This is a genomic window from Curtobacterium sp. AG1037, assembly GCF_003349855.1.
Classification (GTDB): domain Bacteria; phylum Actinomycetota; class Actinomycetes; order Actinomycetales; family Microbacteriaceae; genus Curtobacterium; species Curtobacterium citreum.
Map to the genome: position 1 here is coordinate 69,057 of NZ_QQAO01000003.1, position 26,097 is coordinate 95,153.

The following is a 26,097-nucleotide window of genomic DNA, read 5'->3' on the forward strand; positions in this document are numbered from 1 at the left end:
CGGCCAGGGCCGACGTCCATCGGCCACGAAAAGGAAACCAGCGTGAAGATCCTCGTCACCGGAGGGGCCGGCTTCATCGGCTCGAACTTCGTCCGCAGAACCCTCGAGGACGCCTACCCCGGCCTCGAAGGGGCCGAGGTTGTCGTCTACGACGCCCTGACCTACTCGGGCAACCTCGAGAACCTCGCCCCGGTGGCGGAGTCGCCGCGCTACTCCTTCGTGCAAGGCGACATCCGTGACGCTGCGAAGCTCGACGAGGTGATCCCGGGCGTCGACGCCATCGTGCACTTCGCGGCAGAGTCGCACGTCGACCGGTCGGTCCGCGACTCCGGCATCTTCGTCGAGACGAACGTCGTCGGTACCCAGCGCCTGCTCGACGCAGCGCTGCGCCACGGCACCGAGCGCTTCGTGCACGTCTCGACCGACGAGGTCTACGGCTCCATCAGCGAGGGCTCGTGGGACGAGGAGCGCCCGCTCGAGCCGAACTCGCCGTACTCGGCGTCGAAGGCGGGCAGCGACCTCCTGGCGCGCAGTTACCACCGCACGCACGGCCTGAACCTGTCGATCACGCGCTGCTCGAACAACTACGGTCCGTACCACTTCCCCGAGAAGGTCATCCCGCTCTTCGTCACCAACCTCATCGACGACCGGCACGTGCCGCTCTACGGCGAGGGCAACAACGTCCGCGACTGGCTGCACGTCGACGACCACACGCGCGGCATCGCGATGGTGCTCGTCAAGGGCCGTGCGGGCGAGATCTACAACATCGGCGGCGGCACCGAGCTGACCAACAAGGAGCTCACGCAGCTGCTCCTCGACGCCACGGGCAAGGACTGGTCGTACGTCGACCGGGTCCAGGACCGCCTGGGCCACGACCTGCGCTACTCGGTCGACATCTCGAAGATCCGGGCCGAGCTCGGCTACGAGCCGCAGGTCCCGTTCGAGCAGGGCCTCGCAGACGTCGTGCAGTGGTACCGCGACAACCGCTCGTGGTGGGAGCCGCTGAAGGAGCGTGCGGCGCTCAGCTGAGCCCGTCGACCACGATGACCCGCTACCTCATCACCGGCGCGGCCGGCATGCTCGGCCGTGACCTGCAGGACGCCCTCGCCGGCCGCGACGTCACGGCCCTCGGCCGGGCCAACCTCGACGTGACGGACGCCACCGCGGTCGCCGCCGCGGTCGCCGGTCACGACGTCGTGATCAACAGCGCCGCCTACACGAAGGTCGACGACGCCGAGTCCCACGAGGACGACGCGTACGCCGTGAACGCGCGCGGTCCGGCGGTCCTCGCGACCGCGACGTCCGCTGCGGGCGCGAAGCTCGTGCACGTCTCCACGGACTACGTGTTCGACGGCACCGGCACCGCGCCGTACGCCGAGGACGCCCCGCTCGCCCCCCTCGGCGCGTACGGGCGGACCAAGGCCGCGGGGGAAGAGGCGATCCGCGCCACTGCCCCCGACTCGTCCTGGATCGTCCGCGCGGCGTGGCTCTACGGCGCACACGGGCCAAACTTCGCGAAGACGATGGTCCGGCTCGCCGGCTCGCACGAGACCGTCAGCGTCGTCACCGACCAGATGGGGCAGCCGACGTGGACCGGTGACCTCGCGCGGCACATCGTCGCCATGCTCGACGCCGACGCGCCCGCCGGCACCTACCACGGCACCAACGGCGGTCAGGGATCGTGGTTCGACTTTACGAAGGCGATCTTCGCGGAGGTCGGCCTCGACCCGGATCGGGTGCTGCCCACCGACAGTGCGGCGTTCGTCCGCCCGGCGCCCCGCCCGGCGTACAGCGTGCTCGGGCACGACGCGTGGAGCCGCGCGGGTCTCGCCCCGATGCGTGACTGGCGCGAGGCGCTGCACGCGGCGGTGGAGGCCGGTGTCCTCGACGCCTGAGCCGGCCCCCGGCCGGTCCCCCGGGCGTCGCGCCCGGATCGTCACCGCGGTGGAGTGGAGCGCGGCCGCACTGGCGGTCGCGCTCCTCGTCGTGGGGGTCGTGCAGCAGTGGGACGCCATCGTCCGTGACTTCGCCCGGCTCTCGGTCGGCACGGTCGTGGTCGGGGTGCTCGCGACCCTCGTCGCCCTCGTCGCGAACATGGCGTCGTGGCGTGCCATGACCGCTGCCACCGGGACCCGTCTGCCGGTCGCGGCAGCGTCGTCGGTGTTCTTCGTCGGACAGCTCGGCAAGTACGTCCCCGGCGGAGTGTGGTCGGTCGCGGCCCAGGCGGAGCTCGGTCGCGCCCACGGCCTCGCCCGGACGACGAGTGCCGCCGCATCGCTCGCCTCGATGCTCGTCAGCATGGTCACGGCGGCCCTGGTCGGGATTGTCGGACTGCTCGTCGGAGCGCCCGACGGCCTGGCGACCTTCTGGTGGCTCGCCCTCGTCGCGGTGCTCGGCCTCGTCGCCCTGGTGCCGCCGGTGCTCGCGCGGCTCATCGCCCTCGCGATGCGGCTCCTGCGCCGACCGCGACAGGCCGTCACGCTCTCCTGGGGCGCGACGACCGCATCGATCGCCTGGTCCGCCGCGATGTGGCTTGCGTACGGCGTCCAGGCCACCACGGTGCTGCGGGCCTTCGGCGCCGACGGCCCGGCCGTCCCCGCGCTCGCCACGGGCGCCTACGCGGTCGCCTGGCTCGTCGGCTTCCTCGTCGTCGTCGCGCCCGCCGGCCTCGGCGCGCGCGAGGGTGTCCTCGTGCTGCTCCTCGGACCGGCCGCAGGGGTGTCCGGCGCACTGGCCCTCGCCGTCGTCAGTCGTGCGCTGATGACCCTCGGGGACGTCCTGCTGGCCGCGGTCGGAGCCGGGCTGGCGGTGCGCCACCGCCGTCGCACGGGCGCGGCCTGACCTCCCGAGCGCGCCTGGTAGTGTCGCGCCGGTACTGCGCGCAGTGCCGACCGACCGACACGAGGAGCCGTTCCGCATGACCACTCTCCGCGTCGTCGTCGACCAGGTGATCGCACCGGTCCCGGGTGGCATCGGCCGCTACGCGGAAGAGCTCACCCGGCAGCTCGTCGAGACCGCTCCGGCAGGGTGCGACGTCGAGGGGATCGTCTCCGCCGCCCCGCGCGCGGACGTCGAGCGACTGCGGACGCTGCTGCCCGGCCTGACCGGCGTGGAGCAACTCGCACTCCCCCGCCGAGAGCTGTCCCTCGCCTGGCAGGGCGGGCTCGCGCACGGCGCCTCGCACGGCATGGTGCACGCGCCCAGCGTGCTCGCTCCCCTGGTGAAGCACGACCGCTTCCAGGAGCCCGGCCGCCAGACCGTGGTGACCGTGCACGACACCGTGCCGTGGACCCACCCCGAGACCCTCACACCCCGGGGCGTGCACTTTCACAAGGCGATGGTCAAGCGGGCGTGGAAGCACGCGGACGCCGTGGTCGTCCCCACGCACGCGGTCGCCGGTCGGCTCGACGAGATCCACCGCTTCGGCGACCGACTGCGGGTGATCGGGGGCGCACCGACCGGACGGCTCCGTGTCCCCGTCGACGCCGACGTGCGTGCCGAACGGCTCGGTCTTCCCGACCGGTACGTCCTCGCGGTGGGCACGCTCGAGCCGCGGAAGGGCCTGCGGCACCTCATCGAGGCGATGGCCCACCCCGACGCCCCGCAGGACGTCCCGCTGGTCGTCTCCGGGCCGGACGGCTGGGGTGACGTCGACGTCCTCGGCACGGCCGAGCGCGCCGGCCTCGCCGCCGACCGGGTCAAGGTGCTCGGGCGGGTGGACGACGCCGACCTGGCGGTCGTGTATGACCGTGCGACGGTGTTCGTGTTCCCGAGCCTCGCCGAGGGCTTCGGACTGCCCGTGATCGAGGCGATGAGCTTCGGCACGCCGGTCGTCCACTCGGACGACCCAGCCGTCAGCGAGGTCGCGTCCGACGCCGGCGTCACCGTCGCCCGGGACCCCCGGGAGTCCTACGCCGAGCGGCTCGCGCAGGCCGTCTACCAGGTGGTCGCGGACCCGCTGCTCGCGGAGCAGCTCGCGATCGCCGGGCCCGACCGGGCGCGCATGTTCGACTGGCGCGACTCCGCGCTCGAGACCTGGCAGCTGCACGCCGACCTCTGAGCCGCGACGGCTCGGTCACGGCTGGGCATCGATGCGCCGACGCACCGCGCCGTGCGCGCCCCACGGACGCAGCGGCTGCCATCATCGACGCATGTCGCGCCGCTCCGCTCCGGTCCTCACCGCATCGATCGTCCTCGCCGTCGGCCTCTCGACGACCCTGGCGGCGTGCTCGGGCGGGGACGACGCCCCCACTCCCTCGGCCACGTCGTCGCGATCCGCGACCGCGACCGGCCCGGCGTCGAGCACCGCCCCCTCGGCCGGCAGCCCGTCCGACACCGCGACGCCCGAGGACGACCAGACCGGCCCCGCCGACGACGGCACCGCGCTCGGTACCGGGAACGGCAGCGGCGTCGAGCAGCCGGACTCCGTGGACTTCGGCAAGATCGCCGCGCAGGGCACCGCGGCGGCCGGGGGCGGCACGGTCGTGTCCATCGTCGGTGCCGGCGACTCGTGGACCGTCGTCATGGCGGGCCCGGACGGTTCCCAGACCCAGTCGGTGGTGTCCGCGACCCTCGACCGCGTGACCTCGGGCCCGTTCCCGAAGCAGGTCGACGCGGCTGCACAGGCCGCCACCACCGCGCAGGCCGCTGCCGTGCGCACGTCGGCGGCGGCCGCCGCAGCTGCGGCGACGAAGGCGGTCGGGGGCGGGACCCTCGCCTCGATCGTGCTCGGCGGCTCCGGCTCGGCGCCGACGTGGACGGCGACCGTGTCGACCGCGCAGGGCGACCGGACCGTCACGGTCGACGGCATCACCGGCGCCGCGACCGCGAACTGACCCGGGCGCCCACGACCACCAGGTCGCGGAGGCGGCAACCGTCAGAGCTGCTCCCGCAGCGCGGCCGCCTTCCGCTCCACGACCTGTTCGAGCCCGGCGGCGTACTCCGCCAGCCGGACGGCGACCTGCGGGTCGGCCGACCCGATGATGCGTGCCGCCAGGAGGCCGGCGTTCGCAGCGCCGTTGATCGCCATCGTCGCGACCGGGATGCCGGCGGGCATCTGCACGATCGACAGCAGCGAGTCGAGCCCGTCGAGCCGCGCGAGCTGCACGGGCACACCGATCACCGGCAGCGTCGTCAGCGACGCGACCATGCCCGGCAGGTGCGCCGCTCCCCCGGCGCCGGCGACGACGACCCGCACGCCACGATCGGCGGCCGCCCGCGCGTAGCGCACCATCTTGTCCGGCGTGCGGTGCGCCGAGACCACGTCCGCCTCGAACGGGATGTCGAGCTCGGTCAGGATCTCCGCAGCGGCGCGCATGGTCGGCCAGTCGGAGTCCGACCCCATGATGATCGAGACGAGCGGGGTGGGCGCGGTGGTGTCGGTCACGTCACGAGGCTAGTCGAGCGCGGGATCAGTCGTCGAAGTGCGCTGCCGCCGCCCGCGCCCGGTACACGACGTCGTCCACGTCGTCGCCGGTGACCGTGACGTGGCCGACCTTGCGACCGGGACGCGGTGCCTTGCCGTAGAAGTGCAGCTTGGCCTCCGGGAAGGCCGCGAGCGCCGCCGGGTAGCGAGCAGCCAGGTCGCCGTCCGCCGGGCCGCCGAGCACGTTCACCATGACGGCGACCGGGTCGTGAGAGCCGGTCGCACCGAGGGGCAGGTCGAGCACCGCGCGGAGGTGCTGCTCGAACTGGCTCGTCGTGGCGCCGTCGATCGTCCAGTGGCCCGTGTTGTGCGGTCGCAGGGCGAGCTCGTTCACCAGGATGCGCTCGTCGGCCGTCTGGAAGAGCTCGACGGCGAGCACGCCGGTGACCCCGAGCGCCTCGGCGATCCCGACCGCGAGCGACTCGGCGGCGTCGGCGAGGCGACCGGCACTGGCCGGTGCCGGAGCGATGACCTCGGCGCAGACGCCGTCGCGCTGGACCGTCTCGACGAGGGGCCAGGCCACGACCTCGCCGGAGGGCCGGCGCGCCACGGACTGTGCGAGCTCCCGCGTGAAGGGCACGAGCTCCTCGACGAGCAGCGCCTGGTCTGCGCCCGTCTCGGCGATCGCGGCGAACCAGTCCTCGACCTCGGTCGCGTCCGAGACGACCCGGACGCCCTTGCCGTCGTAGCCGCCACGAGCGGTCTTCACGACCGCGCGCCCACCGTGCTCGGCGAGGAAGGCACGCAGTTCGTCGGCGTCGTGCACGGCGGCCCAGTCCGGGACCGGAAATCCGAGCTCGCCGAGCCGCTGCCGCATGGTGATCTTGTCCTGCGCCACGGCGAGGGCATCGGGTCCGGGGTGCACGGCGACCCCCGCGTCGACGAGGCCCCGGAGGACGTCCTGCGGAACATGCTCGTGGTCGAACGTCACGGCGTCGACCTCACGGGCGAACGCGAGCACCGTGTCGAGGTCGTGGTAGTCACCCTCGGCCGTCGCTGCGATCGCCGCCGACATGCCTGGGCCCTCGGCGAGGACCCGGATGTCGAGACCGAGCTCGACGGCAGCGGGGACCATCATCCGGGCGAGCTGTCCGCCGCCGACGACTCCGACACGCAAGGCCATGCTGTGTGTTCCTTCCGCCGTTCTCACCGGGACGGGAGAGCGTGCTGTCTACAATCGTGGTCCTGCCGGTCGTCGACCGGCCCGTTCCGGGACCCGCCCGGACAGGGACAACTCTACGGATCCTGGAGACGACGTGCGGCGACTCATCGCGCAGCTGGCCCGCTTCGGAGTCGTCGGAGCCGTGGGCTTCGTCGTGGACTTCAGCGTGTTCAACCTGCTGCGCGCCACGGTGCTCTCCCCCGACGAGGTGCACTCCGGCCCGTTCTGGGCGAAGGTCGTCTCGACGGTCATCGCGATCGTCGTGAACTGGCTGGGCAACCGGTACTGGACCTTCCGGAACCAGCGACGGTCCGTCGCCGCGCGCGAGGGCGTCGAGTTCCTCGTCGTGTCCCTGGGCGGCATGGTGATCTCGCTGGGCTGCCTCGGGATCTCGCACTACGTGCTCGGCTTCACCTCGGCGTTCGCGGACAACGTCTCCGGCAACGTGATCGGCCTGGTGCTCGGCACCGCGTTCCGGTTCTGGCTGTACAAGGTCTGGGTCTACCACCCCGACCGCGTCCAGCGGGAGGCCGCACGCTCGGCGGCCCCGGAGGACACGCGCCTGCCGGACCGCGTCTGAACCGGACAGCCCCGGGAGCGACCCGCGCGGAGCCTCCCGTCCGTCCGGAGCGTCCGTAGAATCGTCGGATGCGCAGAACCGACGCCCCGCCCGCCGGCGGCACGAGACCGCGTCCCGGCGGACGAGCCGCACCCCGCTGTGGGTCGACACGAGCGGATCGCCGTCGCGATCGTCACCGAGACGTTCGGACTCTGGCTCGCCGTGTGGGCACTCGTCGTGCCGACCTTCCAGGCGCCCGACGAGACCGCGCACGTCGACGCCGCCGTGCACGTCGCCCTCGGTGACCCGTGGTCCGCCCCGAGTGACATGCGCGTGCTCGAGGCCGTGCTCGCCGGCGCCCGCAAGCAGGCGTCGATGCCGGAGGACCGGTGGTCGACGGTCAGCGAACTCCTCGCCGCCGCGCCCGGCGAATCGACCACCGTGAACCAGATGACGCAGCACCCGCCGACCGCGTACCTCGCCGACGCCCTCGTCCTCCGGGTCGTGCACTTCGGCGACCTGCGACTCGACCAGGCCGTGCTCGCGCTGCGGCTGGCCGACGCCCTGGCGGTCACGCCGCTCGCCCTCCTGACGTGGGCCACGGTGCGCCGGGTCACCCGCTCGCCGCGTGCCGCCCTCGTCGGTGTGCTCGCGCTGTTCGCGACAACGCAGCTCGCCTCGATCGGGGCCTCCGTGACGAACGACACGCCGACGATGCTGCTGACCGGCGTCGTCGTGTGGCTCGCGGTCCGCCTGCTCACCGGCGACCACCGCTGGCGCAAGGTCGTCTGGCTCGGTCTCGCGCTCGGCGCCGCCTGCTGGGTGAAGGGCACCGCCCTGCCCGCCGTCCCCTTCGTCGGACTCGCCGTGCTCGTCGCCGGGGCCGGCGTCCTGCCGGTGTCCCGCCGGCTCCTCCGGACGGTGGTCGCACTCGGGGTCGCCGGCGCCGTCGGCGCGGGGTGGTGGGTGCATAACCTCGTCGCGTACCACCGCCTCCAGCCGGACGGGTACGCCGCGATCTGCCCGCCGAAGGCCTTCCCGCCGGGTGAGCACCCGTCGGTCGCGCCTTTCGTCGACGTCAGCTGGGGGACGCTCGCCCGGACGTTCTGGGGCAGCCCGGGCGCCCGCGCGCAGGTGAGCATCGGTGACGGCCTGACCGCAGCGCTCACGGCGGTCGCCCTCGCGGCGATCGTGCTGTTCGCCTTCCGGAGGACGGGCCTGGGCACCTCGGTCGTGCTCGCCTCGTTCCCGGCCGCGGTCCTGCTCCAGACCGCCACCAGCGCCCGCGCCTACCTCACCACCACCGAGGTCGCCGGCACGCAGGGACGGTACGCCTTCCCCGCGGTGCTCTGCCTCGTCGCCCTCTCCGCCGTCGCCTGGCGACGGATCCCCCGGACGCCGCGCGGTCGGCACCGGACCGCCACGGTGCTCGCGGTCGTCTGTCCCGCCGTCGGCATGTACGGTGCGGTGGTGGTCACGAGCTGGTTCTGGAACGGCGCGGTGCCGTGGCCCGGGCACGGCGGTGTCGCACGGTACGCCGAACTGGGGCCGGTCCCGCCCTGGACCGTGGTGGTGCCGGCGGTGCTCGTGCTCGTCGGGATCATCGCGACGGTCACCCGGGTCGCGGCGATGCGGTCCGCGGTGCCCGCGGCACCGGTCCGCGACCTCCGAGCGGACGGGGCGAGCCGGTGAGGCGCCCGCGGCTCCTCGTCCTCGCGTCGACGTTCCCGGCCCGACCCGACGACGGCGTGCCCGCGTTCGTGCTCGACCTCGCGCGGCACGAGGCCGAGGAGTTCGACACCGTCGTGCTCACGCCCCGGGTACCGGGAGCCGCGGCGGACGAGGTCGTCGACGGTGTCCGTGTCGTGCGCTACCCGTACTTCCCGCGACGCTTCGAGGACCTCGCCGACGGTGCGATCCTCGACAACCTCCGGGCCCGTCGCAGCCGCGTCCTGCAGGTCCCGGCGCTGCTCGCGGCGCAGTACCTTGCGGTCCGACGCGCCGTCCGGACGGGGCGACCGGACGTCGTGCACGCCCGCTGGGCCGTCCCGCAGGCGCTGGTCGCGACCCTGGCCGCACCGCACGTGCCGATGGTCGTCACCACACACGGCGGCGACGTCTACGCCCTGCGCGCCGCACCCCTGGTCCGGCTCAAGCGCTGGGTGCTGCGCCGGGCGGCTCACGTGACGACGGTGAACGGCGAGATGCGCGAGCGGCTCACCGCGTGGGGCGTCCCCGAGTCCGGTACGAGCGTGGTCCCGATGGATGTCGAACCCGGGCCGGCCGCAGCCAGCAGGGCGCGCACGGCACGCGTCCCGGGTCGCGTCGTGGCGGTGGGGCGGCTCGTCGAGAAGAAGGGCTTCGCGGTCCTCCTGGACGCCCTGCGACGCATCGACGACGTCCCGTGGCAGCTGGTCGTCGTCGGCGACGGTCCGCTCCGCGCCGGGCTGGAACGCCGAGCAGCGGGGCTGCCGGTGACCTTCGCCGGCCAGCTCGGGAAGGACGAGGTGCTCGACGCGCTGGCGTCCGCCACGGTGGTCGCGATGCCGTCCGTCCCCGCGTCGAACGGGGACCAGGAGGGGCTCCCCGTGACGCTCCTCGAGGCGGCGGCCGTCGGGGCCGCGGTCGTCGCGAGCGACCTGCCCGGCATCCGCGACGTCGTCCGCGACGACGTCTCCGGCCTGCTCGTGCCCCCGGTGACGTGGACGTGCTGGCCGCGGCGCTGCGGCGCGCCCTCACCGACCGGGACGGGCGGGAGCGGTGGCAGGCCGGAGCCGGACGGGCCGCCGAGCCGTACACGGGCGACCGCATCGGTGCGCGGTACCGCGCGGTGCTGCGGGCCGCAGCGGGGCAGCACACCGACTGACCACCAGCACGACAGTCCGGGCACTGACCGTCCGCGTGGTCGTCAGCGCGGACCCGGCGCGACCGTCAGCGTGCCGTCGCGCCGGTCACCGCCCCATGCCGCGCACCGTGAAGCCGGCGGCGGTCCACGCATCGCGGTCGAGGCAGTTCCGGCCGTCGAGCACCACGGGCGCGGCCACGAGCTCGGCGACGACCCGCGGGTCGAGCTCGCGGAACTCGGCCCACTCGGTCAGCACGAGCACGAGGTCGGCGTCGCGCAGCGCCTCGGCGACCGAGTCGACGGTGCCGACCTCCGGACGTACCCGGGCAGCGGTGTGGTTCGCCGCGGGGTCGTACGCCCGCACCGTCGCGCCGAGCTCGACGAGCCGCGCGGCGATGTCGAGCGCCGGTGAGTCGCGGACGTCGTCGGAGTTCGGCTTGAACGCGAGGCCGAGCACGGCCACGCGCCGTCCCTCGACGGAACCGCCGAGCAGCTCGCCGGCGAGGGTGACGACGTGTGCGCGACGCCGGAGGTTGATCGCGTCCACCTCGGCGAGGAACCCGAGGGACCGCCCCACGCCGAGTTCGTCCGCCCGCGCCTGGAACGCGCGGATGTCCTTCGGCAGGCACCCGCCGCCGAACCCGAGTCCGGCGTTGAGGAACTTGCGGCCGATCCGGTCGTCGTGCCCGATCGCGTCGGCGAGCGCCGTGACGTCCGCACCGGCGACCTCGGCGATCTCCGCCATCGCGTTGATGAACGAGATCTTCGTCGCGAGGAAGGCGTTCGCGCTGATCTTGACGAGCTCGCTCGTCGGCAGGTCGACGACGAGCCGCGGGGTGCCGGCAGCGAGCGCCTGCGCGTAGACCTCGTCGAGGACGGCCACGGCACGCTCCCCTGCCTCACCCGCGGGCACGCCGTACACGAACCGGTCCGGCGAGACGGTGTCCTGCACCGCGAAGCCCTCGCGGAGGAACTCGGGGTTCCACACGAGGGTCGCCTCGGGCTGGACCTCGTGCACGCGCTCGGCGAGCCGTGCCGCGGTCCCGACCGGGACGGTGGACTTGCCGACGACCAGGTCGCCGGCGGCGAGGTGCGGCAGGAGGTCCGTCACCGCCGCGTCGACGTAGGTCATGTCCGCCGCACCCGTCGGCCCCTGGGGCGTGCCCACGGCGAGGAAGTGCACGCGCGCACCGGCGACCAGAGCGGTGTCGGTCGTGAACTCGATGCGACCGGAGGCGATCGCCTCGTCGAGGGTCTCGGGCAGTCCGGGCTCGAAGAACGGCGCCTGCCCCGCGGCGAGCTGTCCGATCTTCACCGGGTCGACGTCGACCGCGACGACCTCGTGTCCGAGCTTGGCCATGGAGGCGGCGTGCACGGCACCGAGGTACCCGCAGCCGATGACGGAGATACGCACGGGACGACGCTACCGGACGCCGTGGTCCGATCACTGCCGGGACGCGGAGATCGTGAGGCGCACTCGGCTCCCGTCAGTACCCACCGACGATCTTGTCCCAGTCCGGCTCGCGGTGTCGGCGCCGTGCCTCGTGCGCCTCGACCAGGTCGTGCAGCACGGCGACGACCAGGTCCGCGTGCGGGACGTCCCCGAGCACGACGGGCGTGTCGTCACCGGGGAACACCAGGACGTCGCCGGACCGCCAGACGCCCTGCAGTCCGCGCCGGCGCACGGTGACGTCGTACCCACGCGAGTGCAGGAGCTCCCGCCGCGTGCGGGTGCCGAGTCCGTGCACGACGACGAGCCGCCGGGTCGTGACGACGTAGCGCTCCGACATCCACCGGAACAGCGGGACGAGCCCGCCGAGGACGACGAGCAGGACCGTGACGGCGGCCACCACGACGTTGACCCAGGCGAGTTGGGCGCGGAACACCCCGAACCCGAACCCCCCGGCCGCGGCGACCAGGAGCACGAAGACCGCCGGGCGCACGAGCCGGCGTGCGTGCGGTCGGAGCCGCGCGACGACGCGTTCGGGCGGCGGCTCGGCGGTCATGCCGTCATGCATACCGCAGGTGGGTGAGGTCCCCCACCGCGACGCCCCTGGAGCGGCCGTCCCGATCCCGGATCGTGATCCGGCCGTCGTCGTCGATGCCGGTCGCCTCCGCCTCGACGACGGTGCCGTCGGGCAGCTCCAACCGGACGTGGCGACCGATCGTGCCGCACGCCGCACGGACGCCGCACCGGACCGCCTGCGCGTCCGCAGCGCCTGCGGCCAGGGCGGCCACCGCCTCCAGGACGGTCGTGTGGAAGACGGACAGGACGGCATCGGCCAGCGCGGCCGCCCCGGCGGTCGCGCCCGCCACGGCGAGTGACGTCGCGGTCGGCGTCGGCATCGCGTCGGCGGGGATCGTCAGGTTGACGCCGGCGCCGACGACGACGCTGCCGTCGGACGCGACCTGGCACAGGATGCCGCAGACCTTGCGGTCGTCGACGAGCACGTCGTTCGGCCACTTCACCGCGACCGTCGGGGCACCGGACCTGGGGACCGGGTCGGTCGGACGGGAGGCGCGCCCCGCGTCGTCCACGCCCGGCAGCACCGCGGACACGGCGGTCCGCATCGCGGCCCCGGCGACGAGCGGCAACCAGCCGCGGTCGCGGTCCGACAGGTCGGCGCGGACCAGCAGGCTCGCCGCGAGCGTCTGCCCGGCCGGCGCGGACCAGCTGCGGTCGAGCCGCCCCCGGCCCGCGGTCTGGTCGAGCGTCGCGACGACGCTGCCGTGCGGCCGGTCAGTGGCGACCGCGAGCAGGTCCGCGTTGGTGGAACCGGTCCGCTCCGGCGCCGCGAACGTGCCACCCGAGCCATCGACGACGGCGCGGGAGCGCGGGAAGGCGGGCGTCACGAGTGTGGACATGCACGCAAATGTACGGGCAGGAACCGTGGGGGTCCTCCAACCGGGGCCGTCCGGCCCGCCGGTAAGGTGAGCGGGTGACCACAGGAGACACCCCCGACCTCTCGACGACGGCCGGTCGCCTCGCGGACCTGCGCGACCGCTACCACGAGGCCGTGACCGCCGCGGGCGAGGCCGCCATCGCGAAGCAGCACGCGAAGGGCAAGGGCACCGCCCGCGAGCGCATCGAGCAGCTCCTCGACGACAACTCGTTCGTCGAGTTCGACGAGTTCGTCCGCCACCGCACCACCGCGTTCGGCATGGACGCCAAGCGCCCCTACGGCGACGCCGTCGTCACCGGTGTCGGCACGATCCACGGCCGGAACGTCGCGGTGTACGCGCAGGACTTCACGGTCTTCGGCGGCTCCCTCGGCGAGGTCGCCGGCGAGAAGATCATCAAGGTGATGCAGCACGCGCTCAAGACCGGCGTGCCGATCATCGGCATCCTCGACTCCGGCGGCGCGCGCATCCAGGAGGGCGTCGTCGCGCTCGGCAAGTACGGCGAGATCTTCCGCCTGAACACCCAGGCGTCCGGGGTCGTCCCGCAGATCTCGATCGTCATGGGCCCGGCGGCCGGCGGTGCGGTGTACTCCCCCGCCCTCACAGACTTCGTGATCATGGTCGACAAGACGAGCCACATGTTCGTCACCGGTCCGGACGTCATCAAGACCGTCACGGGCGAGGACGTCGGCTTCGAGGAGCTCGGCGGCGCGCAGACCCACAACGCGGTGTCCGGCGTCGCGCACTACCTGGCCGAGGACGAGACCGACGCGCTCGACTACGCCCGCTCGCTCATCGGGTTCCTGCCGGACAACAACCTCTCCGACGCACCCGCGTACGACGTCCTGCCCGAGCTCGAGACCACCGACGCGGACCACGAGCTCGACACCGTCATCCCGGACTCCACGAACCAGCCGTACGACGTCACGACGATCATCGAGCACGTCGTCGACGACGGCGAGTTCCTCGAGGTGCAGCCGCTCTTCGCGCCGAACATCCTCGTCGGCTTCGGTCGGGTCGAGGGTCGCACGGTCGGCATCATCGCGAACCAGCCGCAGGCCATGGCCGGCACGCTGAACATCGACGCCGGCGAGAAGGCCGCCCGCTTCGTACGGTTCTGCGACGCGTTCGGCATCCCGATCCTGACCCTCGTCGACGTGCCCGGGTACCTGCCCGGCACCGACCAGGAGTGGACCGGCGTGATCCGCCGCGGCGCGAAGCTGCTGTACGCCTACGCCGAGGCCACCGTGCCGCTCGTCACCGTCATCACCCGCAAGGCGTACGGCGGCGCGTACATCGTGATGGGCTCGAAGCAGCTCGGCGCCGACATCAACCTGGCATGGCCGACCGCGGAGATCGCCGTGATGGGCGGTCAGGGCGCCGTGAACATCCTCTACCGCGCGGAGATCAAGCGCGCCGAGGAGTCCGGCGAGGACGTGGCCGCAGTGCGCGCGAAGCTCGCGAACGAGTACACCTACAACGTCGCGTCGCCGTACCTGGCGGCGGAGCGCGGTGAGCTCGACGGCATCATCCAGCCGCACGCCACGCGCGTGTCCGTCGTCAAGGCCCTGCGGGCGCTCCGGGGCAAGCGCGCGTCGCTGCCGCCGAAGAAGCACGGGAACATCCCGCTGTGAGCGGCAAGCACGCGGCGGCGGTCCCGACGGACGCCCCGGCGACCGTCGCGGACGTCCGTGTCGTGTCCGGCGACCCCTCGCCCGAGGAACTCGCCGCGGTCGTCGCGGTGCTGCAGCGTCAGGCCGACGAGGCCGCGGCGCTCGGTCGCGCCGAGGTCACGGTCTCTCCGCGAGCCGGCTGGGACGCCTCGGCTGCCGGTCTGCGGCAGCCGCTGCCGCACGGCCACGGGGCGTGGACGCGCTCCCTGCGCTGAGCATCACCGTCCGGACCACCCACAGACCCCCGCCGTTCACCGGCGGGGGTCTTGTGCCGACGGGGGTATCCGGGCGACGATGTACCCCTGTCCGTCCCCGGACACGCGGACACGCACCCCGCGGTGCGCTGGGCAGGTCGGGACGGTGTCGCGGCCGGTCTGCCCGCAGACGGGGGGCACGCAGCCCCGCCCGGGCCCGTCGTGGGCGAATTTGTCCCCCATAATGACGACTGACACGACGCTCGGCGACGGGCACACTAGTGCGTGTTCGGTGTCCTTCTACGAAGAACATCGCAGGTCGGTGGCCGACTAGGGTACGACGTCGCCGACCAGCTACGAGCCAGGGCGATATTCGGGTTGTCGCTCAGACTCGGGTCGCGAACGGGCCGGTCCTCGGACCGGCCCGTTCCCCGTCTCCGGGATGCGGTCGTCACCGGCGGTGCCGGCCTCCGGCTTCAGCGCTGGTCGAGGGTCTCGTGCCGCGGGATCTCGAGCCAGACCACGACCGAGTCGTCCTCGTCCTCGTCGTCCTCGTCGTCGAGCCCGGTGCCGAGCGCGGCGGACTCGCTCGCGGCGGTGTCGAGCCGGAGCCCCACCACCGAGACCGCGGCGTCCGACCCCTCGGCGACGGTGCGCACGATCACGTTGTCGGCCTCCCGCGCCTGCCGCAGGGCCTCGGCGATCCGGGCGTGCACGCGTCGCAGGTCGTCGATCTCCAGGTCGTCCAGACCGCCGTCGTCGTGCAGCTGCACCGTGGCGCCGCGGCGACGGAGGCGCATCACCTCGTCGCGGACGTCGTCGGACAGGAGCGATCGGCCGCGGATCTCGTCCCGGATCGCCTGCTCGAGGTGCAGGCACTCGTCGCGTTCGTCCGGGGTGAGGTCACCGCCGGTCTCGATCACGCGCTCGAGCATCGGCAGGGCCATCCGCGTCGTCTGGCTGAGCCGGAACTGCCGCTCGAACACGTGGGCGTCCTGCGCCGCCTGCCAGTCGGCGGTCTCCTGCTCCGCCCGGACGAAGTCCCGCGTCACCCGGGTCGCCCGGTCCATGGCGACCGCGAAGCCGGTGGCGATCGCCACCCACGACAGGCTCCCGACGACCCCGAGGCTGCTGAGCGCCGGTCCGGGACCCGCCCACGCGACGACGAACACGGCCAGGAACCCGACGCCGACCCACGCGAAGGCGCGACGCCCACGGACGGACAGGACCGTCATGAGCGTGCCGACCGCCGCGACCCACCACGTGGTGGAGGTCGACGCGGACCCGAGGTCGATGACGGGCGCCTCGATCACGGGCATGACGAGGGCCGTCGCGAGCGAGAAGCACGCGGCCCAGACCGGGAGCGTCCGCCCGGGCAGGAAGATCGCGACGGCACTCGCGGCGGCGTAGAGCGCCATGCACGCGAGCACCGGGCCGATGTCGCTCACCCGTGGCAGCGACGCCAGTGCGAGGACGAGGTGGAACAGCGAGAAGAGCGCGGCGAGACCGATCGCGATCCCGGCGGGCAGCGAGACCCTCACGAGCGGCCTCCGGAGCTCCACGCGAGGCGGATGCGGGTGCCGGCGCCGGGGTTGCTCAGCACGAGTGCCGTGCCGTCGACGGCCTGCACGCGCTCGATGATCGAGCGGCGGACGCCGAGCCGGGCGGCCGGGACGGCGGCGAGGTCGAACCCGGCGCCGTCGTCACCGACCTCGACGTGCACCGACGCGCCCCGCTGCTCGATGCAGACCCAGCGCCGGACGGCCGGTCCGCCGGCGTGCTGCACGCTGTTCACCGCGGCCTGCAGTGCGGCCGAGGCGATCGCGTCCGCGGCCGCGGCGGGCATCCGCAGCCCGCCGACTGGGGCGTCCCGCACGGTCACCGGCGCGCTGAGGGTGCCGAGGGCGTCGACGATCCGGTCCCGGAGCTCGACGACGGACACGGGAGGTGCCTCGCCGGGCAGGTCCGCGGCCGCGGCGCCGAGGTGGTCGATCGCGTTCCTGGCCATCCGTGCCGCCAGGGCCTTGGCCTCGGGCGTCTCGGCACGCGCGGCCGACAGCAGGGTCGTGAGCACGCTGTCGTGCACGATCGCGTCGACCTGCACGCGCTCGACCTCGGTCGCGTGCTCCCGGATCGCGGACGAGTACCGCCGCACCGCGGTGGCCTGGGCGACGTCCACCGCCGCCGCCGCGCGCCGCAGCAGGACGGCGATCACGAGCACCGCGCCACTGAGGATCATGGTGAAGGCCCCGTCGAGCAGCGCCTGCGGGCCACCCGACCCGCCGAGGGGCGAGAAGGCGACCCAGGCGTACACGGCGGGGACGAGCGCGGTGTAGACGATCGCCCGCCACGGCGCGAAGCCCATCGCGGCCGCGGTCGAGCCGACGGTGCAGAACCACCACGGCCACGGCTTCTCGGCCCCCTCGAGCGGGTGCACGACCGTGAGCGGCCAGGTCACCAGCACGACGAGGAAGAGCAGGGCACACACGATCTGGGCGATCTGCGCCAGCCGCTGCGCGAACGCCGACACCCCGACGAACAGGAAGGACGCGCCGAGCAGCCCCGCCGCGAGCGGACCCCAGAACGGGTCGAGCGACGGGAGCTGCTGCAGCACGTTCGGGACGTTGATGGCCCCGAAGCCGATCGCGGCGACCGCGATGAGGATCGCGAACGCCCGCTCGACCGACGCCTGCGTGATCGACGGCCGGACGCCGCGCGCCGGGTCGATCCCGAACGGCGCGGGTTCGGCGAGCGCCGGCGCGGGCTCGGCCGCGGTGGCCACGGGTCAGCGACCGTCCGCGTCGGGGTCGATGCCCGAGTCGAGGCCCGGCAGGATGCCGTCCTCGACCGCACGACGGAGCAGGTCGACCTTGGTCGGCGCGGGTCGGCCGACCTCGACGTACTTCACGCGGATGCGGTCGAGGTACTCCCGCGCGGTCGAGTACCCGATGCCGAGCTGCTGGGCGGCGAGCTTGAGCGGCAGGCCGGACGCGTACAGGTGCAGGATCTCCCGCTCCCGACGGCCGAGCTGGGCCTTCGCGAAGTCGCGGTCGGCGTCGATGGCGCTCGCCCACTCGAGGTTGTTGAGGACGTCGCCGCGTGCCACGGTCGCGACGGCGGCCATCACGGTCTTCGTCGCCGAGGACTTCGGGATGACGCCGGCGGCCCCTGCCGCCAGTGCCTCGCGGACGCTCGCCACGCGGTCGGCGATGGAGTGCACGAGGACCGCGGAACCGGTGCCCTGCACACCCTTCACGTTCGCCGTGACGGTCGAGCCGTCGCCGAGCGACAGGTCGAGGACGACGACGTCGACCTCACGACCGTCGAGGTGGTCGATGTACTCGCGGACGCTCGCGGCGGTGAGCACCACCTCGAAGCCCTCGTTCTGGCACGCCGCCTGGATCCCGAGTCGCACGGACTCGTGGTCGTCGACGATCGCGACGCGGACCGGTCTGGTCGCGAGTCCGGTCGCTCCGGTGCTGGTGTTCGTGTCTGCTGCCACGGTGGCCTCTCGTTCCGATGCGCGCCCAGCCCCTGATACTGGGAGCGATCACCGACCAAGGATACCCAGGATGCACCCAGCCACCGGGTTCCTGTGCACCGCGTCACGCAACCCGGCGTCACCCGACCTCAGGCGAGCGGCACCAGGCGCGCCACGGCCTCCAGGTGGTGCGTGTGCGGGAACAGGTCGAACGCCCGCAACGCCTCGAGCCGGTACCCCAGGTCCGCGAACGTCGCGACGTCCCGCGCCAACGCGACCGGGTCGCACGCGACGTAGACGACCTGCGCCGGCTGGAGCGCGGCGATCTGCACGACGACCTCGCGCCCGGCGCCCGAGCGCGGCGGGTCGAGCACGACCGTGCCGGCGCGGAAGCGCTCCAGCTCGGGCCGGGACGCACCGGCGGCGGTCCGCGCGAGCCACCGGTCGACGCGGCCGGTCTCGGCACGGGCGCCGATCCACTCGGCGAGGTTCTCCTGCGCGTGCTCCGTCGCGCGGGGCGCGCTCTCGACGCTCGTGATGCGCGCCTTGGGCCCGACGACGTCGCCGAGCGCGGCGGCGAGCAGGCCGACGCCGCCGTACAGGTCCAGGTGCTGCCCCTCCGGGTCGACGCGGTCGCGGTCGACCAGGTCCTGCACGGCCGCGGTCAGCACCGCCGGGGCCTGACGGTGGACCTGCCAGAAGCCGGTGTCGTCGACCGCGAACGCACGCTCCCCGACGAGCTCGCGCACCACGGTCGGCGCCTGCGCGTCGATCACGAGCCGAGCGCCCTCGGCACCGCTCGGGGCGAGGACGTCCACGACGGACGCACCGGGCAGCGCCCCGCGGCCGAGCGGCGCACTCCCCTGCACGACGTCGGTGACGAGCGGCAGCGAGGCCACCGGCACGACCGTGTGCGAGCGGGACGCGTACGGGCCGGCGGTGCCGTCCTCGTCGACGTGCAGCCGGACACGTGTGCGCCAGCCGAGACCGTTCGCCGCGTCGTCGCCGGGGGCCGCCTCGACCACGACGTCGTGCCCGAGCGCCTCGACGAGGTCCGTCCGGGCGAAGCGCGCGAAGGCGTCGACGAGCACGTCGTGCTTCAGCGTGCGCTGGTGGGCGAGTGCGATGTGTCCGAACTCGGCACCGCCCGCACGCACGGCCGGGTCGCGGTCCAGCGCGGCCTCGGGCCAGACGTGCTCCACGCGGTGCTCGCTCGGCGTGACGACCGACACCGTGTCAGCGCGCCAGAACGACTTCTTGCGGTCCTCGGTCACGCGGGCGACGACGCGCTCGCCCGGGACGGCGTCCGAGACGAACACCACGCGCCCCTCGTGCCGTGCCACCGAGATCCCGCCGTGGGCGATCCCGGTGACGTCGAGTTCGAGCAGCCTGCCGACGGATTCACCCATGGTTCGATGTTCCCATGCGTCTGTACCTCGCGAGTACGTCCCCCGCCCGCCGCGCACTCCTGGCGCAGACCGGCATCGAGCCGGTCCTCGTCGCCCCGGGCGTCGACGAGGACGCCGCGGTCGCCGCCGCTGCGGCTGCGCTGGGCCGGAACCTCACCGGTCCCGAGCTCGTCGCGATGCTCGCCGTCGCCAAGGCCGGCGCGGTCGCCGACGCACGGATCGCCGGCTCCCCCGTCGACGGGTTCGTGTTCGGCGGCGACTCCGCCTTCGAGGTCGACGGCGTCCTGCACGGCAAGCCGCACGAGCCGGCCGTCGCCCGCGAACGCTGGCGGCAGATGCTCGCCGCCGGCGGCGGCACCCTGTGGAGCGGCCACTGCGTCGTGGACCGTCGCGCCGACCGGCCTGCGGACCCGGCCGCGGACCGGACGGGAGGCACGGGGCGGGCCGGCACCGTGCCTCCCGTCCGGCAGGTGGACCCGTCGGACGGCGGGCCGCTCGGACCGGCCGGCCACCTGGGTGCGGTCGCGCCCGGCGGGTCGACGCTGGTCGCCGCCGGTGACCGCGTGGTCGCGGTCGACAGCGCGGTGCTCACGTTCGCCGACGACGTGTCGGTGGACGAGATCGACGCGTACGTCGCGACGGGCGAGCCGCTCGAGGTGGCGGGGGCCTTCACGATCGACGGGCGGGCCGCGGCGTACATCACCCGGATCGACGGTGCGCCGTCGGCCGTCGTGGGCCTGTCGCTGCCGGTGCTCCGGTCGATGCTGCTCCGCGGGTTCGGCATCGCGTGGCACGACCTGTGGTCGATGTAGACATCCACACTTGTTCGCCGCGGTTCTTTGTGGATGCCGGTCAATTCGGGCCGCCGTCGCACGAATACGCTGACTTACCATGCCCCGTATCAGCAAGGTCCTCATCGCGAACCGCGGCGAGATCGCCGTCCGCATCATCCGCGCGGCCCGCGACGCAGGCAAGGCATCGGTCGCGGTCTACGCCGACCAGGACCGTGACGCCCTCCACGCCCGCCTCGCCGACGAGGCGTACGCGCTGAACGGCACCACGAGCGCCGACACCTACCTCGTCATCGACAAGATCATCTCGGTCGCCCGACGGTCCGGCGCCGACGCCGTGCACCCGGGCTACGGGTTCCTCGCCGAGAACGCCGACTTCGCGCGCGCCGTGATCGACGCCGGGCTGACCTGGATCGGCCCGTCGCCCGAGTCCATCGAGCGCCTCGGTGACAAGGTCTCCGCGCGCCACGTGGCCGAGAAGGTCGGTGCGCCGCTCGCCCCCGGGACGATCGAGCCCGTGCAGGACGTGTCCGAGGTGTTCGACTTCGTCGACCAGGTCGGGCTGCCCGTCGCGATCAAGGCGGCGTTCGGCGGCGGCGGCCGAGGCCTGAAGGTCGTCCGCTCCCGCGAGTCGGTGGAGGAACTGTTCGAGTCCGCCACGCGCGAGGCCATCGCGGCGTTCGGCCGTGGCGAGTGCTTCGTCGAGAAGTACCTCGACAAGCCGCGCCACGTCGAGACCCAGTGCCTGGCCGACGAGCACGGCAACGTCGTGATCGTCTCCACGCGCGACTGCTCGCTGCAGCGTCGCCACCAGAAGCTCGTCGAGGAGGCCCCGGCGCCCTACCTGACGCCTGACCAGGAGACGCGGCTGTACGAGTCGTCGAAGGCGATCCTGCGCGAGGTCGGCTACGTCGGTGCCGGCACGTGCGAGTTCCTCATCGGCGCCGACGGCACGGTGTCCTTCCTCGAGGTGAACACCCGCCTGCAGGTCGAACACTGCGTCTCGGAAGAGGTGACGGGCATCGACCTCGTGCGCGAGCAGTTCCGCATCGCCGAGGGCGGCACGCTCGACTACGCCGACCCGGCGCCCCGCGGGCACTCGTTCGAGTTCCGCATCAACGGCGAGGACCCCGGGCGCAACTTCTTCCCGGCGCCCGGTCCGGTGCACGCCTTCACCGCCCCCTCGGGCCCCGGCGTCCGCGTCGACTCCGGTGTCGTGTCCGGCGACGTCGTGTCCGGCTCGTTCGACTCGATGCTCGCGAAGCTCATCGTCACGGGTGCTACCCGTGAGGAGGCGCTCGAGCGCTCCCGCCGTGCCCTCGCCGAGTTCGAGGTCACCGGGCTGCCGACCGTGCTGCCCTTCCACCGCGCGGTCGTGTCCGACCCGGCGTTCGCCACCGACGACGCGACGCCGTTCAGCGTCTACACGCAGTGGATCGAGACCGACTTCCAGAACGACATCCCGGCCTGGACCGGCGCGACCGAGGAGCTCCCCGCTCCCGCCGAGCGCGACACGGTCGTCGTCGAGGTCCAGGGGAAGCGCATCGAGGTCACCATGCCGTCGATCGTCGGCGGTGGCGCCGCGGGTGCCGCCGGACGTCGCCCCGCCGGTCCGTCCGCCCCGCCGAAGCGCCGGTCCTCCGGGGTCCGCGGCGGCCTGGCGTCCTCGGGCTCCGTCACGTCGCCGATGCAGGCCACCGTCGTCAAGCTCGCGGTCGCCGAGGGTGACACCGTGGTGAAGGGCGACCTGCTCGTCGTCCTCGAGGCCATGAAGATGGAACAGCCCGTCCAGGCGCCGCGCGACGGCGTCGTGAAGGGGCTCAACGCCCCGGTCGGCCAGACGGTCTCGTCCGGCCACGTGCTGCTCGAGCTGGCGTAGCCGGCGGGCGCTCGCTCCGCACAACCGAAAGCACTCCGCACCGCCGAAAGGCCCGGTGCGGTGTGCTTTCCGTTGTGCACCAGCACGCGACACCACGGTCGTCATCGGACCGTCGTGAACCGGGGGCGCGTCGTCGGGACGCCCAACGAGCGGAGCACCTCGCGCAGCAGTTCGGTGTCCTTGGTCTCCGCGTGCCCGATCCGACCGAAACCGTGGACACCCGGGCACCGGCGGATCCGGTCCTCGCGGCGTTTCTCGGCCACGACGACGTCCGCCGCCGTCTGACCCGGCCGCCGGAGGGCCGGGTCGGTGTACTTGACCCGTCCGTCGTACTCGAGCACCACGCCCTGCTCAGGGAACCAGAAGTCGACGAAGCTGACCAGCCCCGCGTCGTCGTCGAACCGGTGCTGGAGCTCGGGTTGCGGGGCACCGACCTCGTCGAGCGCGACCCGAGCCACCGACTCGCCCGGAGACCCGGATCGTCCGTCTGCGATCGCGACTGCCCGCTCCGCCCGCGCACGGTGGCGCACCGGCCCCGCGGCGACGAGTGCCGCGATGAGTCGCTCGCGATCCGTTCCCCTCGCGAGCACCGCGTCCAGGGCAGGCACGCTCGTCCGGAGGGGGTACGCGATGGCCAGGTCGACCGCGGTGGTCGCCAGGTCCGTCAGGCGACGCCCCGTGGCCGTCATCTCGGCCAGGCGGAACTGTCGCCCGGCTCCGGGCCGCTTGTGCACGGAACGCAGCGTCTGTCCCGTCGACCGCGACGGATCGATCACCTCGACCAAGTCAGGGAATTCTCCAGGCCACGGCAGCCCGTGCAGCGCGGCGGCCGAGGCGTGTGACACGATCAGCCGAGGGGCGAGCCGGTCGTGCACGGCCTTGATTCGGGCGATGTGGCGCTCACCTGGTGTCGCTCGCCGCCACTCGTCGCCGAGGACGAACCGACCCGGGCCGACGCGGACGAGCTCCCCGCGCAGAGCTCGCTCGCGGTGTCCACGACCGCGACGCCCGCTCGGGTCCGCTTCCCCACCGACGACGATCTCGAGCCTGGCTATGCAGACGACGGTGGCACCGCGCCGATGTCCGCGGCGACGCACAGCACTCCCTTGTGGACTCCGGAACCGCAGACCTCGGCTGTGGAGGAGTCGCGACGGAGCATTCGTGCCGCCGCGGTGCGCGCGGGCAATGCTGCGGATTGCTCCTGCACAAGGGGAAGCACACCACGCCATGCGATCGCGTGGCGCGGCGTGCTTTGCGTTGTGCGGACGACCCCGGCCGGCGACCGACCGACCGCTCGCCCCCGCCCCCGCTCCCTACGACACCAGCGGGCGCACGTCGTCGGCGAGGGCCTCGACGAGCGCGCGGGCCTCGGCAGGCGACTCCGCGACCGTGTCGATGTAGACCTTGACCTTGGGCTCGGTGCCGCTCGGGCGGACGATCACCCGTGCGCCCCCGTCCAGGTCGTAGCGCAGGATGTCCGACGGCGGGAAGCCCTCGACCCCCGCGTCGTAGTCGGTCACGGTCTCGACGGCCCGTCCGCCGAGCGTCGTCGGCGGGGTGGACCGGAGCGCTGCCATGATCGTCCCGATGCGCGACAGGTCGTCGACGCGCGTGGCGACCTGCCCGGACGCGAAGGCCCCGAACTCGGCCGCGAAGGCGTCGAGCTGGTCGGCCACCGTCTGCCCGTCCGCAGCGAGGGACACGGCGAGGTCGAGCAGCGACAACGCCGCCGAGATCCCGTCCTTGTCCCGCACGACGTCGGGGTCGACGAGGTAGCCGAGGGCTTCTTCGTAACCGAACACCAGCGACGGCACCCGTGAGACCCACTTGAAGCCCGTCAGGGTGTCCCGGTACCCGAGCCCGTACCGCTCGGCGACGCGGGCCAGGGCCGGCGACGACACGATCGACGCGGCGAGCGTGCCCGTCCGCCCCTCGGCCGCCGCGCGGGACGCGGCACGCCACCCGAGGAGCCACCCGACCTCGTTGCCGGACAGGCGTCGGAACGAGCCCGCGCCGTCCGGGATCGCGAGGGCGAGTCGGTCGGCGTCCGGGTCGTTCGCGATCACCAGGTCCGCGCCGACGGCGACGCCCTGCGCGATCGCCAGGTCCATCGCGCCCGGCTCCTCCGGGTTCGGGAACGCGACCGTCGGGAACGCCCCGTCCGGATCGATCTGCTCCGGCACGACGACCGGTTCCGCGAAGCCCGACGCGGCGAAGACCGCCCGCGCGGTCTCCCACCCGACCCCGTGCATGGCCGTGTAGACCACCGTCGGCTGGGCATCGGACGGGAGGATCGTGGCCGGCACCGTCGCGGCCGTCGCGGTCACGTACGCCGCGGCCAGCTCCGGACCCGCGACGGTGTAGTCGGTGGCACGGACGAGGTCGCGGACGTCGCCCGCCGCGACGGCGTCGATCGCCGCGGCGATCTCCCCGTCGACCGGCGGCACGATCTGCGAGCCGTCGTCGTCGCCGCCGAGGTACACCTTGTAGCCGTTGTCCCGCGGCGGGTTGTGGCTCGCGGTGACCATCACGCCGGCGCCGACACCGAGGTGCCGGACCGCGAAGGCGAGCACCGGGGTGGGCAGCGCGGAGGGCAGCAGCGTGACCTCGAGCCCGAGGCCGCGCATCACCTCGGCGGAGTCCCGCGCGAAGACGTCCGAGTTCACCCGACCGTCGTAGCCGATCACGACGCTGCGGTCCCGGCCGGTGTCGACGAGGAACCGTGCCAGACCGGCCGCGGCCTGGGTGACGACCACGCGGTTCATCCGGAGCGGACCGGCACCGAGCTCGGCGCGGAGCCCGGCCGTGCCGAACGCCAGCCGTCCGGCGAAGCGCGCGGTCAGCTCGTCGGTGTCCCCGGCGTCCACGAGCCGCTGGAGCTCGGCGCGCGTCTCGTCGTCCGGGTCCTGCTCGATCCAGGCGCGGGCAGTGTCGACGACGCTCACAGGGCCGCCACCACGCGCGCGAGCAGGTCGGCGATGACCGGCTCGGCCTGCTTGCCGGCCTCGAGGACCTCGGCGTGCGACAGCGGGGTCTTCTGGATGCCGGCGGCGAGGTTCGTGATGAGCGAGAAGCCGAGCACCTCCATGCCCGCCTGGCGCGCGGCGATGGCCTCGAGCGCGGTCGACATGCCGACGATGTGCCCGCCGATCGTCTTCGCCATCTGCACCTCGGCCGGGGTCTCGTAGTGCGGGCCGCGGAACTGCGTGTAGACGCCCTCGTCGAGCGAGGGGTCGATCGTCTTCGCGACGGCGCGGAGCCGTGCCGAGTACAGGTCGGTCAGGTCGACGAACGTCGCGCCCTCGAGCGGGCTGTCGGCGGTCAGGTTGATGTGGTCGCTGATGAGGACCGGGGTACCGGGCGTCCAGTGCTCCTTGATGCCGCCGGCCCCGTTCGTCAGCACCATGATCGACGCACCCGTGGCCGCGGCCGTCCGGACGCTGTGCACGACCCGGCGGACGCCGTGGTTCTCGTAGTAGTGCGTCCGGGCGCCGATGACCAGCGCGTGCCGGCCGTCCTGCAGACGGATCGAGCGGACCGTGCCGGAGTGACCGGGCACCGCCGAGGCGCTGAAGCCGGGCACGTCGGCCGCGTCGATCGTGGACACCGTCTCGCCGAGGATGTCGGCGGCCTTGCCCCACCCGGAGCCGAGGGTCAGGGCGATGTCGTGCCGCTCGATGCCGGACCGGTCGGCGATGACGGCGGCGGCGTCGCGGGCGACCTCGAACGGGTCGGCGGCGGGGTCGTTCAGCGGGTTCTCCGTGCTCATGCCCCAACT

General features: G+C 73.4%; 23 protein-coding genes and 1 pseudogene. 12 read left to right on the top strand and 12 right to left on the bottom strand.

Annotated elements, in window-relative coordinates; all coding sequences use genetic code 11:
* Positions 1 to 42: 42 nt before the first annotated feature.
* The 5 genes from rfbB to DEU32_RS05015 all read left to right on the top strand — a co-directional run bounded on the left by rfbB (position 43) and on the right by DEU32_RS05015 (position 4,835).
* The gene (gene rfbB / locus DEU32_RS04995) at positions 43 to 1,029 is read left to right on the top strand and encodes a dTDP-glucose 4,6-dehydratase (protein ID WP_114849608.1); all 987 of its coding nucleotides are present in this window, start codon (positions 43 to 45) and stop codon (positions 1,027 to 1,029) included.
* Between the two features lie 14 nt (positions 1,030 to 1,043).
* Complete coding sequence (rfbD, locus tag DEU32_RS05000) at positions 1,044 to 1,895, top strand: dTDP-4-dehydrorhamnose reductase (protein ID WP_114849609.1); 852 nt, start codon at positions 1,044 to 1,046, stop codon at positions 1,893 to 1,895.
* A 49-nt stretch (positions 1,896 to 1,944) separates the two neighbouring features.
* Entirely contained in the window at positions 1,945 to 2,841 is an 897-nt protein-coding gene (locus DEU32_RS05005) for a lysylphosphatidylglycerol synthase domain-containing protein (protein WP_181819196.1), read from the top strand.
* A gap of 76 nt (positions 2,842 to 2,917) precedes the next feature.
* On the top strand, positions 2,918 to 4,060 hold the full coding sequence (locus DEU32_RS05010) for a glycosyltransferase family 1 protein (protein ID WP_114849861.1): 1,143 nt from the start codon (positions 2,918 to 2,920) through the stop codon (positions 4,058 to 4,060).
* 91 nt (positions 4,061 to 4,151) lie between these two features.
* Entirely contained in the window at positions 4,152 to 4,835 is a 684-nt protein-coding gene (locus DEU32_RS05015) for a hypothetical protein (RefSeq protein ID WP_114849611.1), read from the top strand.
* 41 nt (positions 4,836 to 4,876) lie between these two features.
* Here DEU32_RS05015 and purE read toward each other — a convergent pair whose 3' ends face one another.
* The gene (gene purE, locus DEU32_RS05020; protein ID WP_254631502.1) at positions 4,877 to 5,386 is read right to left on the bottom strand and encodes a 5-(carboxyamino)imidazole ribonucleotide mutase; all 510 of its coding nucleotides are present in this window, start codon (positions 5,384 to 5,386) and stop codon (positions 4,877 to 4,879) included.
* 25 nt (positions 5,387 to 5,411) lie between these two features.
* Positions 5,412 to 6,548, bottom strand: a complete 1,137-nt coding sequence (locus DEU32_RS05025) for a 5-(carboxyamino)imidazole ribonucleotide synthase (protein ID WP_114849612.1) — start codon at positions 6,546 to 6,548, stop codon at positions 5,412 to 5,414.
* Positions 6,549 to 6,681: 133 nt separating this feature from the next.
* Between DEU32_RS05025 and DEU32_RS05030 the strand changes: the two genes are divergently transcribed.
* From DEU32_RS05030 to DEU32_RS17470, 3 genes and pseudogenes are all read left to right on the top strand, one after another.
* Positions 6,682 to 7,167: a GtrA family protein gene (locus tag DEU32_RS05030; RefSeq protein ID WP_114849613.1), complete on the top strand. Its 486-nt coding sequence runs from the start codon at positions 6,682 to 6,684 to the stop codon at positions 7,165 to 7,167.
* Between the two features lie 138 nt (positions 7,168 to 7,305).
* Positions 7,306 to 8,838 carry a glycosyltransferase family 39 protein gene (locus DEU32_RS05035; protein ID WP_181819197.1) on the top strand — a complete coding sequence of 511 codons (1,533 nt, stop codon included), beginning with the start codon at positions 7,306 to 7,308 and terminating at the stop codon, positions 8,836 to 8,838.
* A 56-nt stretch (positions 8,839 to 8,894) separates the two neighbouring features.
* Positions 8,895 to 9,839: pseudogene (locus DEU32_RS17470) on the top strand (glycosyltransferase); the annotation flags it as partial.
* Positions 9,840 to 10,097: 258 nt separating this feature from the next.
* Here DEU32_RS17470 and DEU32_RS17475 read toward each other — a convergent pair.
* From DEU32_RS17475 to DEU32_RS05055, 3 genes are all read right to left on the bottom strand, one after another.
* Entirely contained in the window at positions 10,098 to 11,405 is a 1,308-nt protein-coding gene (locus DEU32_RS17475) for a UDP-glucose/GDP-mannose dehydrogenase family protein (protein WP_114849616.1), read from the bottom strand.
* A 73-nt stretch (positions 11,406 to 11,478) separates the two neighbouring features.
* On the bottom strand, positions 11,479 to 11,997 hold the full coding sequence (locus DEU32_RS05050) for a PH domain-containing protein (protein WP_181819198.1): 519 nt from the start codon (positions 11,995 to 11,997) through the stop codon (positions 11,479 to 11,481).
* Between the two features lie 4 nt (positions 11,998 to 12,001).
* Complete coding sequence (locus tag DEU32_RS05055; RefSeq protein ID WP_114849618.1) at positions 12,002 to 12,856, bottom strand: biotin--[acetyl-CoA-carboxylase] ligase; 855 nt, start codon at positions 12,854 to 12,856, stop codon at positions 12,002 to 12,004.
* Between the two features lie 74 nt (positions 12,857 to 12,930).
* On the opposite strand from DEU32_RS05055, the gene DEU32_RS05060 reads away from it, so the two are divergent.
* Both DEU32_RS05060 and DEU32_RS05065 read left to right on the top strand, forming a co-directional pair.
* Positions 12,931 to 14,526, top strand: coding sequence for an acyl-CoA carboxylase subunit beta (locus tag DEU32_RS05060; RefSeq protein ID WP_114849619.1), 1,596 nt, complete (start codon positions 12,931 to 12,933; stop codon positions 14,524 to 14,526).
* Entirely contained in the window at positions 14,523 to 14,780 is a 258-nt protein-coding gene (locus DEU32_RS05065; protein WP_114849620.1) for an acyl-CoA carboxylase subunit epsilon, read from the top strand. The genes DEU32_RS05060 and DEU32_RS05065 overlap by 4 nt, the downstream gene beginning before the upstream one ends.
* Before the next feature lie 455 nt (positions 14,781 to 15,235).
* On the opposite strand, the gene DEU32_RS05070 is transcribed toward DEU32_RS05065, so the two are convergent.
* From DEU32_RS05070 to DEU32_RS05085, 4 genes are all read right to left on the bottom strand, one after another.
* Positions 15,236 to 16,300 (bottom strand): hypothetical protein, encoded by a 1,065-nt coding sequence (locus tag DEU32_RS05070; RefSeq protein ID WP_058742381.1) that lies wholly within the window; start codon positions 16,298 to 16,300, stop codon positions 15,236 to 15,238.
* On the bottom strand, positions 16,297 to 17,541 hold the full coding sequence (locus tag DEU32_RS05075) for a sensor histidine kinase (protein ID WP_114849621.1): 1,245 nt from the start codon (positions 17,539 to 17,541) through the stop codon (positions 16,297 to 16,299). Before DEU32_RS05075 ends, DEU32_RS05070 begins: the two co-directional genes overlap by 4 nt.
* A gap of 3 nt (positions 17,542 to 17,544) precedes the next feature.
* Positions 17,545 to 18,261: a response regulator transcription factor gene (locus tag DEU32_RS05080; RefSeq protein ID WP_058742367.1), complete on the bottom strand. Its 717-nt coding sequence runs from the start codon at positions 18,259 to 18,261 to the stop codon at positions 17,545 to 17,547.
* 128 nt (positions 18,262 to 18,389) lie between these two features.
* Positions 18,390 to 19,649, bottom strand: coding sequence for a class I SAM-dependent RNA methyltransferase (locus DEU32_RS05085; RefSeq protein ID WP_114849622.1), 1,260 nt, complete (start codon positions 19,647 to 19,649; stop codon positions 18,390 to 18,392).
* Positions 19,650 to 19,663: 14 nt separating this feature from the next.
* Between DEU32_RS05085 and DEU32_RS05090 the strand changes: the two genes are divergently transcribed.
* Together DEU32_RS05090 and DEU32_RS05095 are read left to right on the top strand one after the other, a co-directional pair.
* Positions 19,664 to 20,461: a nucleoside triphosphate pyrophosphatase gene (locus DEU32_RS05090; RefSeq protein WP_114849623.1), complete on the top strand. Its 798-nt coding sequence runs from the start codon at positions 19,664 to 19,666 to the stop codon at positions 20,459 to 20,461.
* A gap of 79 nt (positions 20,462 to 20,540) precedes the next feature.
* On the top strand, positions 20,541 to 22,319 hold the full coding sequence (locus DEU32_RS05095; protein ID WP_114849624.1) for a biotin carboxylase N-terminal domain-containing protein: 1,779 nt from the start codon (positions 20,541 to 20,543) through the stop codon (positions 22,317 to 22,319).
* A 101-nt stretch (positions 22,320 to 22,420) separates the two neighbouring features.
* Here DEU32_RS05095 and DEU32_RS05100 read toward each other — a convergent pair whose 3' ends face one another.
* The 3 genes from DEU32_RS05100 to DEU32_RS05110 form a co-directional block, all read right to left on the bottom strand.
* Positions 22,421 to 23,053, bottom strand: coding sequence for a hypothetical protein (locus tag DEU32_RS05100; RefSeq protein ID WP_147281411.1), 633 nt, complete (start codon positions 23,051 to 23,053; stop codon positions 22,421 to 22,423).
* A gap of 579 nt (positions 23,054 to 23,632) precedes the next feature.
* Positions 23,633 to 25,264, bottom strand: a complete 1,632-nt coding sequence (locus tag DEU32_RS05105; RefSeq protein ID WP_114849626.1) for a phospho-sugar mutase — start codon at positions 25,262 to 25,264, stop codon at positions 23,633 to 23,635.
* The gene (locus DEU32_RS05110; protein ID WP_114849627.1) at positions 25,261 to 26,088 is read right to left on the bottom strand and encodes a purine-nucleoside phosphorylase; all 828 of its coding nucleotides are present in this window, start codon (positions 26,086 to 26,088) and stop codon (positions 25,261 to 25,263) included. Before DEU32_RS05110 ends, DEU32_RS05105 begins: the two co-directional genes overlap by 4 nt.
* Between the last annotated feature and the right edge of the window lie 9 nt (positions 26,089 to 26,097).